Origin of the sequence: Flavobacterium algoriphilum, from assembly GCF_048158655.1 — a bacterium.
GTDB lineage: Bacteria > Bacteroidota > Bacteroidia > Flavobacteriales > Flavobacteriaceae > Flavobacterium > Flavobacterium algoriphilum.
Window position 1 is genome coordinate 341,721 of record NZ_JBLNKY010000002.1, and the last position, 19,743, is coordinate 361,463.

Sequence of the window (19,743 nt, forward strand, 5' to 3'; positions counted from 1 at the left end):
TCTCGATCCAGTCCCATAAAAATAAATAGTAACTTCATATGAAACTTACCCTATCAAAACTTAATAAATTTCTATTATTCAAATTACCATCGGCATTTATCTGTGGCGTACGTGTAAAAGAGATAGATGAGAAAAAATGTGTAGTGTCAGTAAAACACCGCTGGATCAACCAAAATCCATTTAATTCCATGTATTTTGCTGTGCAAGCTATGGCTGCGGAGCTTTCTACGGGAGCTTTAGTCATGTTTCAAATTCAAAAAAGTGGCAGAAAAATATCGATGCTAGTGGCTAGCAATAAAGGAAATTTTACAAAAAAAGCAACTGGAAGAATCACTTTTACCTGTACCGATGGGCATTTAATTGAAAAAGCCATTCAAGACACTATTGCTAGTGGAGCAGGACAAACTTTCTGGATGAAATCTATTGGAACAGACGAAAAAGGAATCCAAGTTTCCGAAATGGATTTTGAATGGAGTGTAAGAGTTAAATAAAAAAACTTAGTTTATTTGAATCGAAATTATAAAAATAGAAAAACGCCTCAAATCAAGAGGCGTTTTTTATAAATAATGGAATAGTTATGTTTTAGCTTAGCATTTTTTTCCATTGCCTTTAGCCATTGATGCATCACATTTTTTTCCTTCCGCTTTTGAATCTTTTTTAGTACAACAAGATTCTTTTTTAGCTTTTTCTTTTGCAACTGGTTTTGTTTCTTGTGCGCTAACAGTAACTGAAAAGAACGCAATAGTTATAAGTGTAATAATTTTTTTCATTTTAATAACTTTAAGATGGTTTTTTGTTTGGGTTTGAATCCCAAAATACGATTCAAATATATGTAATAAATTAAACCAATTTTAAAATTAAGAAAACTATTTTACTCAGATAAGGCTTTTTAATCATTTGTAATTGAATTTATTTGATAATTATTTTTTTATTGTAACCTCCTTTTGAAGTTGTCAGTTTTACAATATATACTCCAGAAGATAGATTCTTGATTGGAATTTGAATTCTGGTTTGATCCTTATTTTCAACATCCCATTTTACGAGATGTTGCCCTAATAGATTAAAAAGATGAACTTCCTTAATTATCGTGTCAAGAATTTTGTTTTGGATAATTAAAACTTTATAATTGTTTGAATATAAAACTTGAATACCATCATCTATATTATTCTCTTCAACAGCAAGTGTTTTATTTGTGAATTGTAAGGAGAAACGATTTTTGTATTCACCAACAGCCAAGGCAATCGTGAATTTACTATTTTTTATGTCATGATAACTCCCGGAAACATTGTCATGTAAGTAAATTTTAGTAGTTTCAGGTATGTTTTCAACGGCATCAATTTTAATGGTGGCTATGCCTTCATTTACTATTGTGAGACCTATAGGGATTATTCGTTCAAGATTAAAATCGGGTATTGCTTGAATTATAAATTTACTATTACTAATTTCCCAATAGATATTGTCTCCTTCTATATCGAGCATCGGGGCATCATAACCAATATCAAATTGATTTGTAGTATTGCTGTCAACTCCCACCAGTAATTGTCGATTTATTCCTTTTGAAGATGCTAAACTCAATCTGATTTTAGGTCTTTGGTCATTGGAAACAACGTGTTGTTTTTTAGAAAGACTTTCTTTCATAAACATAGAATTCCCTGAATTTTCTCTAATAAAGCCTCGTTGACTGTTTTTAAAATTCAGAATTCCGCCCTGAACCGTAGCTACTGTTCCAGCTAATGATGGGGCTAAAGAAGCATCTACAAAGAAGCCCTGAGCTACTGGAATGTACCGTTTTGGTGTTTTAACTCCGGTTGATCCATTATTTATATTTAAAGGATCATTAGCAATGGCGACTAATCCACCCATTAATGTATAAGTTGCATAACCACCAACATATTGAGCCAGAAAGTGATTGCTTGTTAATCCGAAATGATCCCAAAAATAAAGGGCTCCACTAAAGATATTTGCACTGCCTCTACAACCGCTACAATCTTTTAAATTGTCTTTTATAAACTCATCGGCATCAAGTGCTGATGGATATGGATTTCCTATCAGATACGTTTGGTCTGTGACTATATTTAATGGTATAGTCCCGGAATTAGGCTTGCCAACAAAGACATAATTTTGTAAGAATAATGAAGAAGCAGTTCCATCAGTTCCTTTCATTGTAAATCCTTCGCCTATTTTTACAACTCCAGTACTTCCAATATAGTTCCATTGCGAATAGTTTTGTAAACCAGTATTAGAATCAAGGGTAAGAGAACTATAGCAGAACAGCCAACGGTTACTTATTTTTATCGGGTTTGTAGCCGCTCCATCAGCAAAATAAGCACTATCTCCAAAGGTTATGCTTCCAGGACTAAATGGATTTGTAGTTACATCAGTACCGTCTCTTAAAACACCACTAATGGAATAATTAGTGTTATTTGTACTTACAGGAGAGCACCAGTAATTGTAATTGAAACTATTTTTTTGACCTTGTTGATCTCTCAACAACCTTCCTGAACCACTACTAGGATTTGCTCCGGTTCCAGCCTGTACTAGTTGGGCTTCTCCTGTCAAACGTAGATCACCACTTAATAAGGATAAGGTATTAGAAACGGTTAATTCAAAGTCATCTACTAAATTAATTCCTTTAGCTGTGCCTGAATTATTTGTGGTTAGATTATAAAAATTTTCATTGGTTTTAATACCAAGATTTACAGTTTGAACCTGATTTGAAGTTCCACCATTAAAGGTAACAGTTCCAGTTCCCGGAATAAAAGAACCGCTGTTTTTCCAGTCGCGACTAATTTGCAAATCGGATACACCGATTGGTGCCATGGTAACAGAAGCGCCACTGTCAATTATTAAATCTTGTGCGCTGGCAATATTGCTATACGCTGCCGCAAAAACAGAGTTTGCAGGATTGATTACGGGCATTCTAGGCCCTCCGGAAGGAATAGTAGGAATTTGAGCATTTATAGTGCTGGAAGGTAATCCGCCAGCCCAGTTTTTGCAATCAAACCAATCGGTGCTTACCAATCCTGTCCATAAACCTGCTGTTCCAGTTAATACGCTTACAGTAGCTGAACCAGTTAAATCTGTTGGTTTCGCATTGCATTGCGAATCGCTCAATGCAGTGATAGTATAGGTTTTATTAGATATGATATTTGAAACAGTAAATACAAAAGGATTTGCACTGGCATTGTTTACTGTTGTAAGAGTTGTGCCATTGCTGTAGGTTATACTCCAAGGAGCAGTTCCTGTTAATGCAATGCTAAAAGTAGCTGTGCCGTCATAACAGATCGTTTGTGATGGTCCTATGTTTCCTGTAGGTGCTGGATGTACTGCTATCGTTACTGTTTTTGCTGTTCCCGCACACCCTTTAGAAGTAGGTGTAATTGTGTAAACAGCTGTTCCAGACGTAGCACTAGTTGTTGTTAATTTTTGCGCAATAGTATTTAAAGTACCCGGACTTGCCCCTGACACTCCTGTTTGAACTACAGTCCATGCAAATGTTGTTCCCAGTTCACTACTTGTAAGAGGAATATTAGTGGTGTCATCTGAGCAAATTATCCCAGGAGGGGCAGTTACAACAGGTCTTTGATTTACTGTTACTGTCACATAAGTGGTTCCATTAATACCAAGACTAGTACAACCATTAAGATAGGATGTTACTGCATAGATTGTTGTTACAGTTGGTGATACAGTCGCATTTGTTGAATTGGTATTGCTTATAACAGTATTTGTATTGGTATCAACCCATTGAGATGTTAGCACTCCTACAGGTGCTTCAGGGATTTCAATGTTATCGATTGCCCATGAACTTCCTACTGTACCTTGGTAGTTAAATCGTATTTTTAAGTTAGTTTGACCCAAATAAGCGCTTAAATCTATACTCATATTAGTACTAATATTATATGGAAGTTGAGTACTTGGTCCATTATATTGAGCCAAAATAGTGTTGTATGTGGTACCGCCATCTATAGAAATTTCAACTTTTGCAGATGCGCCTGCCAATAAATTATAGGCATGGTCAAAATGTAAACTTGCAGATGTTAATCCTAAGGTATTAAAGACGGGAGTTTGTAAGATGGAGTTGAAGTTGCCATTGGCAATTACAAATTTTCCAGATGAAGTATAATTTATGCCGGAATAAGTACCTCCATTGGTGGCGCTTTCTTGAAATGGACCCGGATTTGTATTACTACCACCAGCAGAAAGACAATTTCCACAACCATCTACCAACCAGTTTTTTGGATTTGCAGTGTCAAAAGCGCCTCCGGAAGCTAGAATTTGACTCGTAGCATAGCCGCTTTGTGAAGATAAAATTGTGGAATCGCCATTGCATATAGTCGACGGTGTAGCGCTAACAGGTGATGGCTTGATATTTGGAATTACGTTTATAATTGATGTAGCGGAATAGGCCAGCGCACATAATGATCCGTTTTGTATGACGGCTCTAAATAGTGTAGTAACGAGAATATTTGTATAATCATATTTAATGCCGGTATTTACAATTGGAGTCCAACTAGCTCCTCCTGTTGTTGAAGATTCCCATCTCACAACAGTACCGGTATGCCCACTTAGGTATATCGTTCCGCTGGCAGAGTGACATACCGTAACTATTTTAACAACAGGCAATATACTAGGTTGGGAAATTGTAACTGCGCCTCCTACTGAAGCTGCTTCAATAATAATCGTTGCATTTATTGGTATTCCATTACAACCGTTTACTATTGGCGTAATCATAAAAGTTACTGTTATTTGTGCATTAGTTGTGTTTGTCAAAGTTCCACTGATGTTTCCACTTCCACTAGAAGCTATTCCTGTTACTGCGACTGTATTGTCTCTGGTCCAATTATAAGTAGTTGAAGCGTTACTTCCAGATAAAACTATTGTTGTAATTGGGCTTGCTGAGCATATCGTTTGTGACACTGGAGTCGCAACTGCATTTGGTGCTGGATTCACTAAAACTGTTGCTATTATTGGTAGTCCAGGACATCCGTTAGCTGTAGGGGTAATGGTAAAAGTTACGTTTACAGGCGCGCTAGTAATATTGGTTAAGATTCCGCTGATGTCAACAGTTCCGCTGTTTGTTATTCCTGTTACGGTACTTGTATTGTTTCTAGTCCAATTGAAAGTCGTTGACGTTATATTTCCAGATAAAACCATTGTTGTAATTGCAGTTCCCGAACATATTGTTTGAGCCGAATTTGTTGCCACTGAATTTGGCTTAGGGTTAACGAGAACTGTTGCTGTTATTGGTATTCCCGAACATCCATTAGCTATAGGGGTGATGGTGAACGTTACGGTTATAGGTGCGCTAGTAGTATTGGTTAAGCTTCCGCTTATGTCTCCAGTTCCGTTATTTGTTATTCCTGTTACGGTTCCCGTATTGTTTCTAGTCCAATTGAAAGTCGTTGAAGTTACGTTTCCTGAAAGAACCATTGTTGCAATTGCATTTGTCGAACAAATTGTTTGAGCCGAATTTGTTGCGACTGTAACAGGTGTTGGATTCACGAGAACTGTAGCTGTTATTGGCATTCCAGAACATCCATTAGCTATAGGGGTGATTGTAAAAGTAACGGTTACGGGTGCACTAGTTGTATTGGTTAAGCTTCCGCTAATGTTTGTACTTCCACTAGCTGCAATTCCAGTTAATGCGACTGTATTATCTCGAGTCCAATTATATGTAGTCGAAGCCACATTTCCAGATAAAACCATCGCTGTAATGGCACTTCCAGAGCAAATTGTTTGAGCTGAATTTGTTACCACTACATTTGGAGTTGGATTAACCAGAACTGTTGTGGTTATGGGTGTTCCACCACATCCATTAGCTGTAGGGGTAATGGTAAATGTTACGGTTAGTGGGGCATTAGTAGTATTAGTTAAGCTACCGCTGATGTCTCCACTTCCACTAGCTGCAATTCCCGTTACAGTTCCTGAATTATTTCTAGTCCAATTGAAAGTAGTAGAAGCTACATTTCCAGATAAAACCATTGTTGTAATTGCAGTTGCTGAACAAATTGTTTGAGCCGAATTTGTTGCGACTGCATTTGGTGTAGCGGTAACAACAACTGTTCTTATTACCAGTAGTGAAGGGCCGTTACAGCCATTCGCTGTCACCTGAATATTGACTGAACCAGAAAATCCTGTTGCCCACGTCATCACTCCCGATGAATTGATAGTTCCTGCTGCTGGATTACTTAATGACCAGTTAAAGCCGGTAGTGTTGGTAGCTGTAGTCACATAGGTAGTGGTAGAAGTTGTTATTTGACAACTTGGTTCTGTTCCTGCAGATATGTTAATCGCTGTTGGTATACCTACTGTTGGCGTAACTGTAAGTGCTACACTGACAGAAGTAACCGTTGGACAAGTATAACCCGAAGGTCCTGAAACAACCACATCATAATTACCTGCACTACCCAATACTGCTGTTGAAAGTGTATAAGTTGGAGTTGTTGCACCTGAAATATTGGTTCCATTTTTTCTCCATTGATAAGTAATAGGATCACCGCCTGCATTTGCAGTAACAGAGAAGCTAATATTAGAAGTGGCTTCACAAACAGTTTGTGCAACGGGCTGGTTTGTAATTAAAATGGATTGGTCTACGTTTAGGGTTACTTCATTTGATTTCACGGAAGAGCAAGGACTAGCTCCACCTACAACAACATAATAAATGCCGTCATCTGGCAGAAATGCCTGGCTAAAATTTAAAATACTAGTTTGAGCTCCAGTAATAAAAACTGTATTGGTAACTGCAGTTCCGGGAAAAGTTCCTTTGTACCATTGGTAAATTAGTCCATCGCCGCTAGCTACAACTCCTAGCTGTGCAGGACTGCTGGCACATATACCCACATTAGATGGTTGTGTATTGATACTTACTGCTTTTTTAATGGTCAATACTAAGCTTGCATTTATTGATCCACATGGACCCGCTGGATCATTGGTGGTATAAGTTAAAATAACAGATCCGGCACTTATATCAGCTGAACTTGGAGTATATATTGCCGTAGTTGTATTATTATTGAAGGATCCTGTACCACTTGTTGACCAGATTGCTGCTATAGCCCCGCCGCCAAAAGAACCTGCCATAGTTGCACTTAGATTCGAGCATATAGTTTGGCTTGAACCAGCAGAAACGGTTGCGGCCGGATTAATTGTAATCACCATTGCATCACTAATTACACCGCAGGGTCCTGCAGGGTCTGCACTGGTTAAGGTAAGAGTTACTGTTCCTGCTGTTATCTCTGCTGCACTAGGGGTATATAATGCATTTAAAGTCGTATTATTGGGATTGAAGCTTCCGCCTCCGCCACTCCAAGTGCCTGTGGTTGCTCCGCCAGTTATTGTACCTGCTAGTGATATATTCGAGCTGCTTGCGCAAACCGTCTGATCAACATTTGCACTCGTTATAACCAACGGATTGATTGTAATCACCATTGCATCACTAATTGCACCACATGGACCTGGAGGGTCTGCACTGGTTAAAGTAAGTGTTACCGTGCCTGCTGTAATTTCTGCTGCACTTGGCGTGTATACTGCATTTAAATTCGTATTATTTGGATTGAAGCTTCCGCCACCGCCACTCCAAGTACCAGTTATAGCTCCTCCTGTTATAGCTCCGGCAAGGGTTACATTCGAACTATTTGCACAAACAGTCTGATCTGCATTTGCATTTGTAACAACCAAAGGATTAATTGTAATCACCATTGCATCACTGGTTGCACCACATGGACCTGGAGGGTCTGCACTGGTTAAAGTAAGTGTTACCGTACCTGCTGTAACCTCTGCTGCACTTGGCGTATATACTGCATTTAAAGTTGTAATATTAGGCGTAAATGTTCCGCCACCGCCACTCCAAGTACCGGTTACAGCTCCTCCTAATATAGATCCAGCAAGGGTTACATTCGGACTGCTTGCACAAACAGTCTGATCAACATTTGCACTCGTTACAACCAAAGGATTAATTGTAATCACCATTGCATCACTAATTGCACCACATGGACCTGGAGGGTCTGCACTGGTTAATGTAAGTGTTACCGTGCCTGCTGTAATTTCTGCTGCACTTGGCGTGTATATTGGATTTAAATTCGTATTATTTGGATTGAATGTTCCTCCTCCTCCACTCCAGATACCGGTCGCCGCTGCTCCTGATATAGATCCCGCAAGGGTTACATTCGGACTATTTGCGCAAACAGTCTGATCTGCATTTGCATTTGTAATAACCGAAGGATTGATTGTAATCACCATTGCATCACTAATTGCACCACATGGACCTGGAGGATCGGCACTGGTTAAAGTAAGTGTTACCGTGCCTGCTGTAATTTCTGCTGCATTTGGCGTGTATACTGCATTTAAATTCGTATTATTTGGATTGAATGTTCCGCCACCGCCACTCCAAGTACCGGTTATAGCTCCTCCTGTTATAGCTCCGGCAAGGGTTACATTCGAACTATTTGCACAAACAGTCTGATCTGCATTTGCATTTGTAACAACCAAAGGATTAATTGTAATCACCATTGCATCACTGGTTGCGCTACATGGACCGGCAGGGTCTGCACTGGTTAAAGTAAGTGTTACCGTACCTGCTGTAACCTCTGCTGCACTTGGCGTATATACTGCATTTAAAGTTGTAATATTAGGCGTAAATGTTCCGCCACCGCCACTCCAAGTACCGGTTACAGCTCCTCCTAATATAGATCCAGCAAGGGTTACATTCGGACTGCTTGCACAAACAGTCTGATCTGCATTGGCATTTGTAACAACCAAAGGATTTATTGTAATGACCATAGCATCTGTAGTTGCGCCACATGGACCGGTAGGGTCTGCACTCGTTAGCGTAAGTGTTACTGTTCCTACTGTAATCTCTGCTGCACTTGGCGTATATACTGCATTTAAAGTTGTAATATTAGGCGTAAATGCTCCGCCACCGCCACTCCAAGTACCGGTTGCAGCTCCTCCTAATATAGATCCAGCAAGGGTTACATTCGGACTGCTTGCACAAACGGTCTGATCTGTATTTGCATTTGTAACAACCGAAGGATTTATTGTAACGACCATAGCATCAGTAGTTGCACCACATGGACCGGCAGGATCTGCGCTGTTTAAGGTAAGTGTTACCGTGCCTGCCGTAATCTCTGCAGGACTTGGCGTATAAACCGCATTTAAAGTCGTATTATTTGGATTAAATGTTCCGCTACCTCCACTCCATGTTCCCGTGGTAGCTCCTCCTGATATAGATCCAGCAAGCGTTACATTCGGACTGCTCGAACATACGGTTTGATCTACGTTTGCGTTCGTAACTACAGGTGTATTAATGTTAACGGTTGTCGAAGTTGAGACGTTTACACTGCAACCCGGTGCTGATGTATAAGCGACACTTACCAATGTATAGGTTGTATTTGAAACTAAAGCCCCGGTATTTAATGTAGCAATACCAGTTCCATCAACTGTAATTGTTTGATTAGCCCCTCCGCCAATTTTATAAGTTACGGTAGTATTTGGAGTAGCAGTAAATGTTATTGTACTTGAAGTGCCAGAACAGATGGGGCTAATACTGCTTATTATTGCAGTTGGATTAGCTCTAATGGTCACTGTCAATTGATCACTTGCCTGAACACATGATCCAGAAGGATCATCAGTTGTAATAGTTAATGTTACAGTACCAGCGGCAATCGCTGAAGCGCCAGGTGTATAAGTAGTTGACGCCTTTCCTGCGTTGAAAAAAGCACCTCCATTTGAAGAAGTCCAGTTAACATTATTTATGCCCGTTGCGCCACCAACTGTTGCTGAAAGCGAAACAGCTGGCGCCGAAGCACAAACTGTTTGGTCAATACCTGCGTCCACAAAAGCAAAATTACCAACTGTAACTGCCAAACTTGGACTCGCAGCACTTGAACCACAAGCATTTGTTGCCTTCACTGTAATATTTCCACTTACAGCAGATGTAGATGCAGTAACTGTTATTGAATTTGTTCCCGTGCCTGAAATGATATTCCAACCAGCTGGTAAAGACCATATATAACCAGTAGCATTCATAACTGTTGTAACATTATATTGTAGCCCCGTTACTACAGGGCAAACTGATGTAGATTGTGGGCTCGTTGGAGCAAGTGGAGTAGCTGGTATTGCAGGTGATACGAAAATAGTGCCGCTTAATAAAGGGTTGATACATGAGCCGGTAGTTGTAACTGTATAATTAAAAGTTCCACTTACATTTGGTGAGCCACTAATTGTATATATTTTTGTTCCACTATTGTAATTCCCGATTACACCACCTGGTAAACCAGAAACAATTGCTCCGGTACCTCCACCACCAATATTATAGGTAATATTTGTTATTGCGGTATTAATACAATCCGATTGAGCATCAGTTCCTATGGCTGAAGAAAGCGCTATTGTTGAATTTGCATTGATGATCAATGTACCACTGCCAGTTGCAGTTCCGCACGTACCGGTCGCTGTTACCGTATAGGCAAATGTACCATTGGCGGTGGGTGTTCCGCTTATGGTAAATACACCGGTAGTGTAGGAACCAGAAACGCCTGAAGGCAATCCACTTACCGATGCATTGTTGCCGGTGGCTCCGATACTGAATGTGATATTTGCAATAACATTGTTTATACAAACGGTCTGGTTATTATTTGCTGATGTAAGGGATATCGTTGCATTTGGATTCACTATTATTGTACCACCGATGGATGTTTGGGCACAGGTGCCGGTTGTTGTTACCGTATAATTGAATGTACCACTAACTGAAGATGTGCCGCTTATGGTATAGACTCCACCACTATAGCTTCCATTTACTCCTGTAGGTAATCCACTCACAGTAGCACCAGTTCCACCACCACCAATACTGTAGGTAATATTGGTAATCGCTGTACTTATACATTTTATCTGATTATTTGTGCCAGCGGCCGAAGTTAATGTAATTGAAGCTGCAGGATTAACTGTGAGTGTACCACTCGCAGTTGCATTTGCACAAGTACCGGTCGCAGTTACTGTATAGGCGAATGTACTGCTGGCGGTGGGTGTTCCGCTAATGGTAAATACACCGGCACTATAGGAGCCAGATAAACCTGAAGGCAATCCACTTACAGATGCGTTGTTGCCGGTGGCTCCGACATTGAATGTGATATTTGCAATAGCATTGTTTATACAAACGGTCTGGTTATTATTTGCCGATGTAAGGGATATTGTTGCATTTGGACTCACTATTATTGTACCGCCGATGGATGTTTGGGCACAGGTTCCGGTTGTTGTTACGGTATAATTGAAGGTGCCACTAACGGAAGGTGTGCCACTTATCGTGTAGACTCCACCACTATAGTTTCCATTTACTCCTGTGGGTAATCCACTCACAGTAGCACCAGTTCCACCACCATTAATACTGTAGGTAATATTGGTAATGGCTGTACTTATACATTTTGTCTGATTATTTGTGCCAGCGGCAGATGTTAATACAATTGAAGCTGTAGGATTAACTGTGAGCGTACCACTGGTAGTTGCATTTCCGCAAGTACCGGTCGCTGTTACCATATAGGCGAATGTACCGCTGGCTGTGGGAGTTCCACTAATTGTAAATACACCGGCACTATAGGAACCAGATACACCTGAAGGCAATCCACTTACCGATGCGTTGTTTCCGGTGGCTCCGACACTGAATGTGATATTTGCAATAGCATTATTTATACAAACGGTCTGGTTATTATTTGCTGATGTAAGGGATATAGTTGCATTTGGATTCACTATTATTGTGCCGCCGATGGATGTTTGGGCACAGGTGCCGGTTGTTGTTACCGTATAATTGAAGGTACCACTAATTGAAGGTGTACCACTTATCGTGTAGACTCCACCACTATAGTTTCCATTTACTCCTGTGGGTAATCCACTCACAGTAGCGCCAGTTCCACCCCCACTAGTACTGTAGGTAATAGTGGTAATCGCCGTACTGACACAAACCGTTTGGTTATCTGTGCCAGTGGCAGAAGCCAATGTAATTGAAGCTGCAGGATTAACTGTGAGCGTTCCATTGGTAGTTGTATTTCCGCAGGTACCGGTTGCTGTTATCGTATAGGCGAATGTTCCACTGGCTGTGGGAGTTCCGCTAATGGTAAATATTCCAGCACTATAGGAACCAGATACACCTGAAGGCAATCCACTTACAGAAGCATTGTTTCCAGTAGCTCCTACACTAAATGTGATATTTGCAATCGGATTGTTTATACAAACGGCCTGGTTATTATTTGCTGATGTAAGAGACATAGTTGCATTTGGATTCACTATTATTGAACCGGTAGCAGAAGTTTGGGCACAGCTGCCGGTTGTTGTTACGGTATAATTGAAAGTACCACTAACTGAAGGTGTACCACTTATGGTGTAGACTCCACCACTATAGTTTCCATTTACTCCTGTAGGTAATCCACTCACAGTAGCGCCAGTGCCACCGCCATTAATACTGTAAGTAATATTGGTAATTGCTGTACTGATACAAATCGTTTGATTATTGTTTCCGGATGTAAGTGAAATAGTGGCATTAGGGTTAACAATCATGGTAATTTCATTACTATTAACTGGATTAGGAGCGGCGCAGGCAGCATTTGATGTTAGCTTAACCCTAACGATATCCCCGTTTGCAAGAGAAGATGATGTAAATGTTGTACCATTTGCACCTGCTACATCTATTGTGTTTATTTGCCATTGATAAGTAGGATTAAGTCCTCCATTATTTGGAACCCCTGCTGTAAATGTCACGCTTGTTCCTACACAGATAGGACTTAAAGGGTTTCCTGAAATTAAGACCGATGGAAGAACAGTATTATTAACGGTCATCGTTATTATATTGCTGGTTACGGTTGCAGGAACTGGACAAGTTGCATTAGAGGTCATTTCAACTTTTATCTGGTTGCCATTACTAAGAGTGTTAGTTGTTAAGGTTGGGCTATTTGTACCCACAGCAATTCCACCAACATACCATTGATATGTTGGAGTGCTACCTCCATTTGCAGGACTTGCAGTAAATGTTACCGAAGTTCCGGAGCATATCGGACTAATCGGACTTGCAGCGATTAATACTGATGGCGTTACAGTACTGGTTACAGTAAATGTGCCCGAGCTAACAATAGTAACCCCAGAAGAAGTCTTTACCGTGATAAATCCAGTGGTGGCAGCAGCAGGTAATAGCGCAGTTATTTGCGTATCGCTATCTACGGTATAAGTGGCAATTGCACCATTAAAAGTTGCTGAGGTCGCTCCACTAAAACCGGTTCCCGTTATGACAACTGAAGCAGCTGAACCAGCACAAGCATTAGTTGGAGTAAAACTTGATATTGTCTGGGCAAAACTATCAATACTAATCAAAAAAGTAAACAAAACAATTGTAAATAAATGATAGCTTTTGGATACTATTAATACTAAATATAAATTTATATGGAAGTTAAAGTATTTTTTTTTCATGATACCTACATTTTAAATCAAACGATTAATATTTTTTATAAAGAGGCATAGAGAAATTGATGCTGTTCTTAGAAACAAAATAATGTTTATTGTAGTGGTGTTGTTTTCAATGAAAATCTATCTGAATGTTACTTTTTTTGGTGTAATATTTATTTTTTTTTACACAAAAAGCAACAAGAAAAATTGTGCTTGGAGTACTATTTATTTTTTTTAGTTATAATGTATTTGGCTTACATGTCTTAAAATTAAGTATTTAGGATGGTATTGTTTGAAAAAAAAATTTTTTTTCGATGAAAGGATTTTATCATCCGACAAACTACTCATTTTAAGAAAATTAACTTTACATGTTTTAGTTTTTTCTTTATTTAGGGTCAATTTAGACATAAAAAAAACTGTCTTTTCAGACAGTTTCTAAATGTTAAAATTATTTTTTCTGCTTATTAAGGGATAATTATTTTTTTGCTAAAATCTCCTTTTGTGGTTTGAAGTTTTACAATATATACACCAGAATTTACTTTTTTAATAGTTAAGTGTATGTTTTGTTGGTCTTGATTATCAATTTTCCAAGTGTCTATTGATTGGCCAATTATATTGAATAAAATAACTTTTTTAACAGTCGTGTCTAATATAGTATTGTTGATTATAAGACTATTTCCATTTTGTAAATGAGTAATTTTAATGGCATTATCATTGATGATTACGTCATCAAGGCTTAATGTTTTATTAGTAAATCGTAATGAAAAACGGTTGTTGTTTACACCTTGTGGAAGCATCACTTCAAATGGTTTATTGCGAATATCATGATACATCCCTGTTAAATCATCGTGGATGTAAATTGCTTGTGCTGAGTCGAAGTTTTCTAATTCATCAATTAAGAACTTTACATTTCCTTCTGCATCTGTTTTTACACCAATAGGGTAGGAGGCACTTGCATCAAAAAATCCTTCTCCTTCTATTACTAATTGATTTTCACCATTCAATAAGTACATATCATTTGGAAAGTCATCAAAATTAAAACCATCATAGCCGTAATCCATTTCGCTAGTTGCTTTTTCATCCATGAATCCTAACAACACCTGTCTGTGATAATCATTATGGGAATTGAAACCTAAACGAATTCTTTTATAAGTATCTTTTATTACGGGGTCATTATTGTTATTATTCCAGGGTGTTTCTTTATCGGTCTTGGTTTTATACATTACATTCGAATTTAAAGCGTCATTTTCTTTATGAAAACCTCTTTGGCTATTTCTAAAAGTAACAATGCCACTAGAACCTGTTTTTCCAACTATAAAAAAACCTTGTCCTGCCGGAATATATCGGTTAGGAATTCCTCTTGAAGGAGTTCCTGATTTGCTGATGAAATCCACACCTGCAGAGGAAGGGGCTAATCCTCCAGTCAAATTTCGTACAGCATATCCCCCTTGATAATCACGTAAAACGTGAGTGTTGTTAGTAGCATATTGTTCCCAAAAATATAAAGTGCCATCTGTAGAAGGGTTTGAGAAAGTTTCTAAAGAACTTATATTATCAGTTATAAAAGCATCAGCATCTAATGCTGATGGATAGGGATTACCAGCTAACAATAATTGATTGTCACCTATAGTATTTGTTGAAATTGTACCGTTATTTGGTTTTCCAACAAAAGTGTAATTTTGAGTTCCTGCTATTGCTCCACTTCCTTTTAATGTAAATCCCTGTCCTACACGTAGTGGATTTGTTTCTAATATTTGAACCCAATTAGCATAAGTATTGACATAATTGTCAAATTTATAAAGCCAGTATCGAGGTACACTAATAGGGGTTGTGGGCGCTCCATCATAGCCACCAATCCAGTTAATATTTTGAGGAATTGTTGTAGTTCCATCTTTCATTACTCCACCAACGGTATAATTAGTGTTGTTGGCAGTAGTGCTTATAGGACTTACCGGAGAACTCCAGTAATTATAATTGTATTTGTTGGATTGACCTTGTTGGTCTCTTTCTATTGATCCAGAGCTTGTAATATCTAAGTCGCTCTCGCTAGTTTGCACTAACTGTGACATTCCCACTAAATCTATTTTTCCATCTAATTTTAAATACCAATCATTTTGTATTTTGGTATCATTATTCATTATAATTTTTTTTCCAGAATCTACTAACATTCCTAAATCAATATTATTAGCCGTTTCAGTAATATCATGTTGTACTTTTACAATAGACCAATCCTGATCCATAATATCATTCCCTCTAATTTCTTTTGTAGGACTGTTTACAGCACTAGCAAAACTTCCGTTACGTTCCGTCAAAAAAGGCATAGGGGCCTGTTGTCCATATATATATTTATTATTATACATTTTTGTTCCGGTAACATCAATGGCTGTTGTAGTTAAGTCATCAATAATGTCATTTGTGTAGTTGTCCATTCTGTAATAACGAAGCAAAGAAGCAAAAGGCAAAGAAGCAGGGGATGTGGCGACATTTTTAGGCACAATTGTACCTCTAATTTGTGAACCAGTATCTTGAATTTCTTGATATACCATTCTTTGTAGCTGGGTTTCAGTTAAAGCCATATTGAACACCCGTACTTCATCAATTTTTCCTTTAAAATATTTTGTATTTGAAACAGGGTTTTTTCCTAAAGTAAGTAATGTTGCATCAGCTGAGATGCTTCCGGTTTTAGCTTGGGTTGCCACTAAAGCACCGTTTAAATATAACTTTATATTTGCTCCGTCGTAAATTACTCCAACATGATACCACTGGGATATATTTAAAGCTGTATTGTAGGTTACTGTTGTGCCGTTTACAACTGCTTCCAATTTCTTAGCGGCAGTAATTCGGATTTGAAAATTATTTTGTCCTACAATAACTCCATCAGTAGAAAAAGCGGCATTTAAATCAATCCATGCCATTAAAGATGCATTGGCTAATCCCCCAAGAACTGCCGTACTTTGGCCGTAATCGTTTCTGCCGTCAAAGTCTAGAAATAATTTGGTATGTAAATCTCTTGGAGAACCAAATAAAGCCGTGTTAGTGTCAAAAGTATCCAGAATTCCATCTTTATCAATATCGGTTGTGCCATCAATAACGCCATTATTATTGGTGTCTAACGTTTTATAGTCATAGATTAATAGAGTATTAGCAATATCAAATGAACTTCCATTAGATTTTGTATCAAGATAATCGGGGATTCCATCTCCATCCGTGTCTTTTAAATAAGTAGTTGCAGGATTTGCAGTTGCAATACCTTGTCCTAAATTTCCGTATTGGTTCGTAGCTCCAGTACCATAGTCATAAATGTCTAATATTCCGTCACCATAACCTTCCGTTATACCATCTCCATTAATGTCTCTAGTTCTAAATGTTTCTGATTCCGGACCGTCTCCTGTTCCATCTCCATTGATGTCTCCATCACCATTTTCATATCCAGAAACAGCATTTGTATTTCCTGCCCCAGATTCGTCCACATCAAAAAGACTGTCGTTGTCACTATCTAAATCTATATAATTTGGAATTCCATCACCATCAGAGTCTAATGCAGTTAGTACGGCTGTCGACTCAGCACCATCATGAAGTCCGTTTCCGTTGGTATCGACCCAAGCCACATCTATTTTTCCTTTGGCATTACTCAAGTTTCCTAAGCCCGCTTCTATAATATCTTCAATTCCGTCATTATCGGCGTCTAGATCAAACATATCAGCAACGCCATCATTGTCTAAATCACATAAAGTTTGTGAAATTAGGATATCATCCAATGCAAGGTCATTACCGCCGCCACCAGGCGCATTGTTTTTGAAACGGATGGTAAAGGCATTTACATTTCCTAAGTTGACACTAGTGGAAAATTGTTTCCAAATTCCTTGATTGCAAGTGTTGTCTGTTGTGCTTCCGGAACATCTTCCTATGTCTCCTGTGTTGAAAGTTGTAAGAAGATTGTTTGATAAATCATAAAACTCTACTGTTACATTGGGTAAAATTGAGCCGGGGAAAGTAGAGGCGGCCATTATGTTTAATACCCAAAAACTGTAGGTTATAGGTAAATTAGACAAAACACCGGTAATAGTTGTCTCATAGAATATTCCGGGAGTAAAACTGGCATTAAAAACAGCCATTCTTCCATTGGTATCTCCTGTTGTATGATCTTCTCCGTTATACCAAGCTAAATCACCATGAATATTTTCAGGGTCGCTAGCTACTGTTCCTGTTATTTTAGAGACTACCGTGTATTCACCATCATCCAGTATCCAGCTTGATTGACTTGGACATGCGGTTGTATTAGTGCCTGCAATTCCGTCTTCATAACAATAGGTTGTTGTGGCATTATAGGCAGCGGTAAAGTTTGAAGTTTTTGCTCCTGTGCCAAAGGTTTCATTTAAAAACTTATAATCTACTTTATGGCCATTTGAGCTGTTACAATTAATTTCCTCAGTCGCATCTAGAATGCCATCATTATCATCATCTGTGTCTAAATTGTCAAATACACCATCTCCGTCGCTATCAAAAAAGGTTTGAATTCCAGTACCTTGAATAGAAAAATCATAAGGATTTTCATTAGAGTCATTGTTTATAATTGAAATTGCCGCAGTTTTTAATCCTAAGGCATTAGGATTAAAACTAACAGAAAAAGTAGAACTGGCTCCCGCAGCAATTGAAGCACTTGGACTAATGGTAACGCTGAAATCACCAGCGTTAGTTCCTGAAATAGTTATGGCTCCTATGGATAAGGTTGAAGTGCCCGTATTTTGAATAGTGTATGTTTTTGTGATGATTCCTGTGCTTGTCTCCATTGATCCAAATTCTGTCCAGTCTGTAACGCTTGGGGTCGCATCACCATCAATAATTGAAGTGGTGTTTCCCAGAATATTTATTTCTGGAGAATTTACAGTTGCAACTATTGCGGTTCTTGCGGTAGAAATACATGATGCATTAACCGCTTCAACATAATAGGTTGTAGTTGTTGTAATAATCGGGGTGGTCATATTTGTACCTGTTCCTAAAGTACTTCCGCCTGTAGCGGTAGTATACCAGTAAACAATCCCTGCAGAAGCAGTTGCAGTCAAATTAACTGTTCCAGATCCACTTGTAAATCCAGGTGTCGTACTCGTTATAGTAGGTGTAGCGGTTATGATTATGCTTGCAATATTGTTTAAACTGATGAGTGAACTACAATTATTTGGAGAAGTTCCACCACTTGTAAGATTTGTAATTGTTATGTTGGTTGTGCCTGAATTTGATAATGCGGTTGTGGTAAAAGTTCCTGAACCAGCACTTGTTACAGTCATAATTGCGGTATTTCCTGTTGCAGTATTGGGGGCGGATAAATTATAAGTTACAGTATAAGTACCTACTGGTAGTCCTGATGCTGAAGATGTTATTGATACATTAGAAGTGTTTGCTGGACAGATTGAAGTTGACGATAGAGTTCCCGTTAAATTATAAGTAGGACAGATCCATGAAATAATTACTTGACCCCTATAGCCATTTCCGCCTGATTTATCTACGCCGCTTCCAGTTCTAGCCCCAGCTCCAGCCCCGCCTAGGGCAGTACTAGAATCCCCGTCGCTAGTGATATTTATGCCGGTAGCTCCTGCGCCACCTCCAGTAACAGCAGCACCTCCAAGCATAATAAGAGCATTATTTCCATTTGACATTGTTCCTGCGCTTCCGCCGCCGCCGCCGCTTGATACTCCTCCTGCTGCACCGGTTCCTCCAGCTCCACCATAATAATTAAAACTTGAAGAGAAACCAATGTTACCAATTGTCGATGCAGTTGCACCACTAGTGGTTGCACCACCTGCAGTTGCACCATTCCCACCATTCCCACCAACAGCTAATAAAATAGCGGTTGATCCAAACCAAGATGGATTTCCTGCAGCTCCTGTCCCTGTTGTCCCAATACCACCGGTTCCAACAGTAACGGTATATGTGGTACCTGGAACTACGGTTAGAGATGTATTTTTTACATATCCACCACCAGCACCTCCACCACCAGCTGATATATTTCCGGTTGCTCCGCCACCTGCACCACCACCCCCCCATGCTTCAACTACTAAGCTTGTGACTCCTGCTGGAACTGTAAAACTTCCAGGTGCACTAAAAGTTTGCGTTGTTTGTGAATATCCAAAAAATGTAATAAGAAGCAAACAAAATGGGAGAATTAGTTTTATGATTATTAAATAGATTGTCTTCATTATTTTATTCTGTTTAAATTATTATGTCACATGTGTTTTTATTTTAAATGAATTCAGATTAAAATCATGCTTATTAAGAGGTAAAATTATGTGTTTTGTTTTATTTAATAGATTAAAGGTTTAAAAAAACCGA

The 19,743-nt window shown here is 38.8% G+C and carries 4 protein-coding genes; 1 reads left to right on the forward strand and 3 read right to left on the reverse strand.

All coding sequences use genetic code 11. The features are described 5' to 3' along the window. Positions 1-38: 38 nt before the first annotated feature. Positions 39-491: a DUF4442 domain-containing protein gene (locus tag ACM55G_RS06415; protein WP_416843067.1), complete on the forward strand. Its 453-nt coding sequence runs from the start codon at positions 39-41 to the stop codon at positions 489-491. A 96-nt stretch (positions 492-587) separates the two neighbouring features. Here ACM55G_RS06415 and ACM55G_RS06420 read toward each other — a convergent pair whose 3' ends face one another. From ACM55G_RS06420 to ACM55G_RS06430, 3 genes are all read right to left on the reverse strand, one after another. Continuing rightward, positions 588-770 carry a hypothetical protein gene (locus ACM55G_RS06420; RefSeq protein WP_416843068.1) on the reverse strand — a complete coding sequence of 61 codons (183 nt, stop codon included), beginning with the start codon at positions 768-770 and terminating at the stop codon, positions 588-590. Positions 771-909: 139 nt separating this feature from the next. Beyond that, complete coding sequence (locus ACM55G_RS06425) at positions 910-13,440, reverse strand: PKD-like domain-containing protein (RefSeq protein WP_416843069.1); 12,531 nt, start codon at positions 13,438-13,440, stop codon at positions 910-912. Positions 13,441-13,880: 440 nt separating this feature from the next. After that, positions 13,881-19,610 (reverse strand): LamG-like jellyroll fold domain-containing protein, encoded by a 5,730-nt coding sequence (locus tag ACM55G_RS06430; RefSeq protein ID WP_416843070.1) that lies wholly within the window; start codon positions 19,608-19,610, stop codon positions 13,881-13,883. Positions 19,611-19,743: the final 133 nt, after the last annotated feature.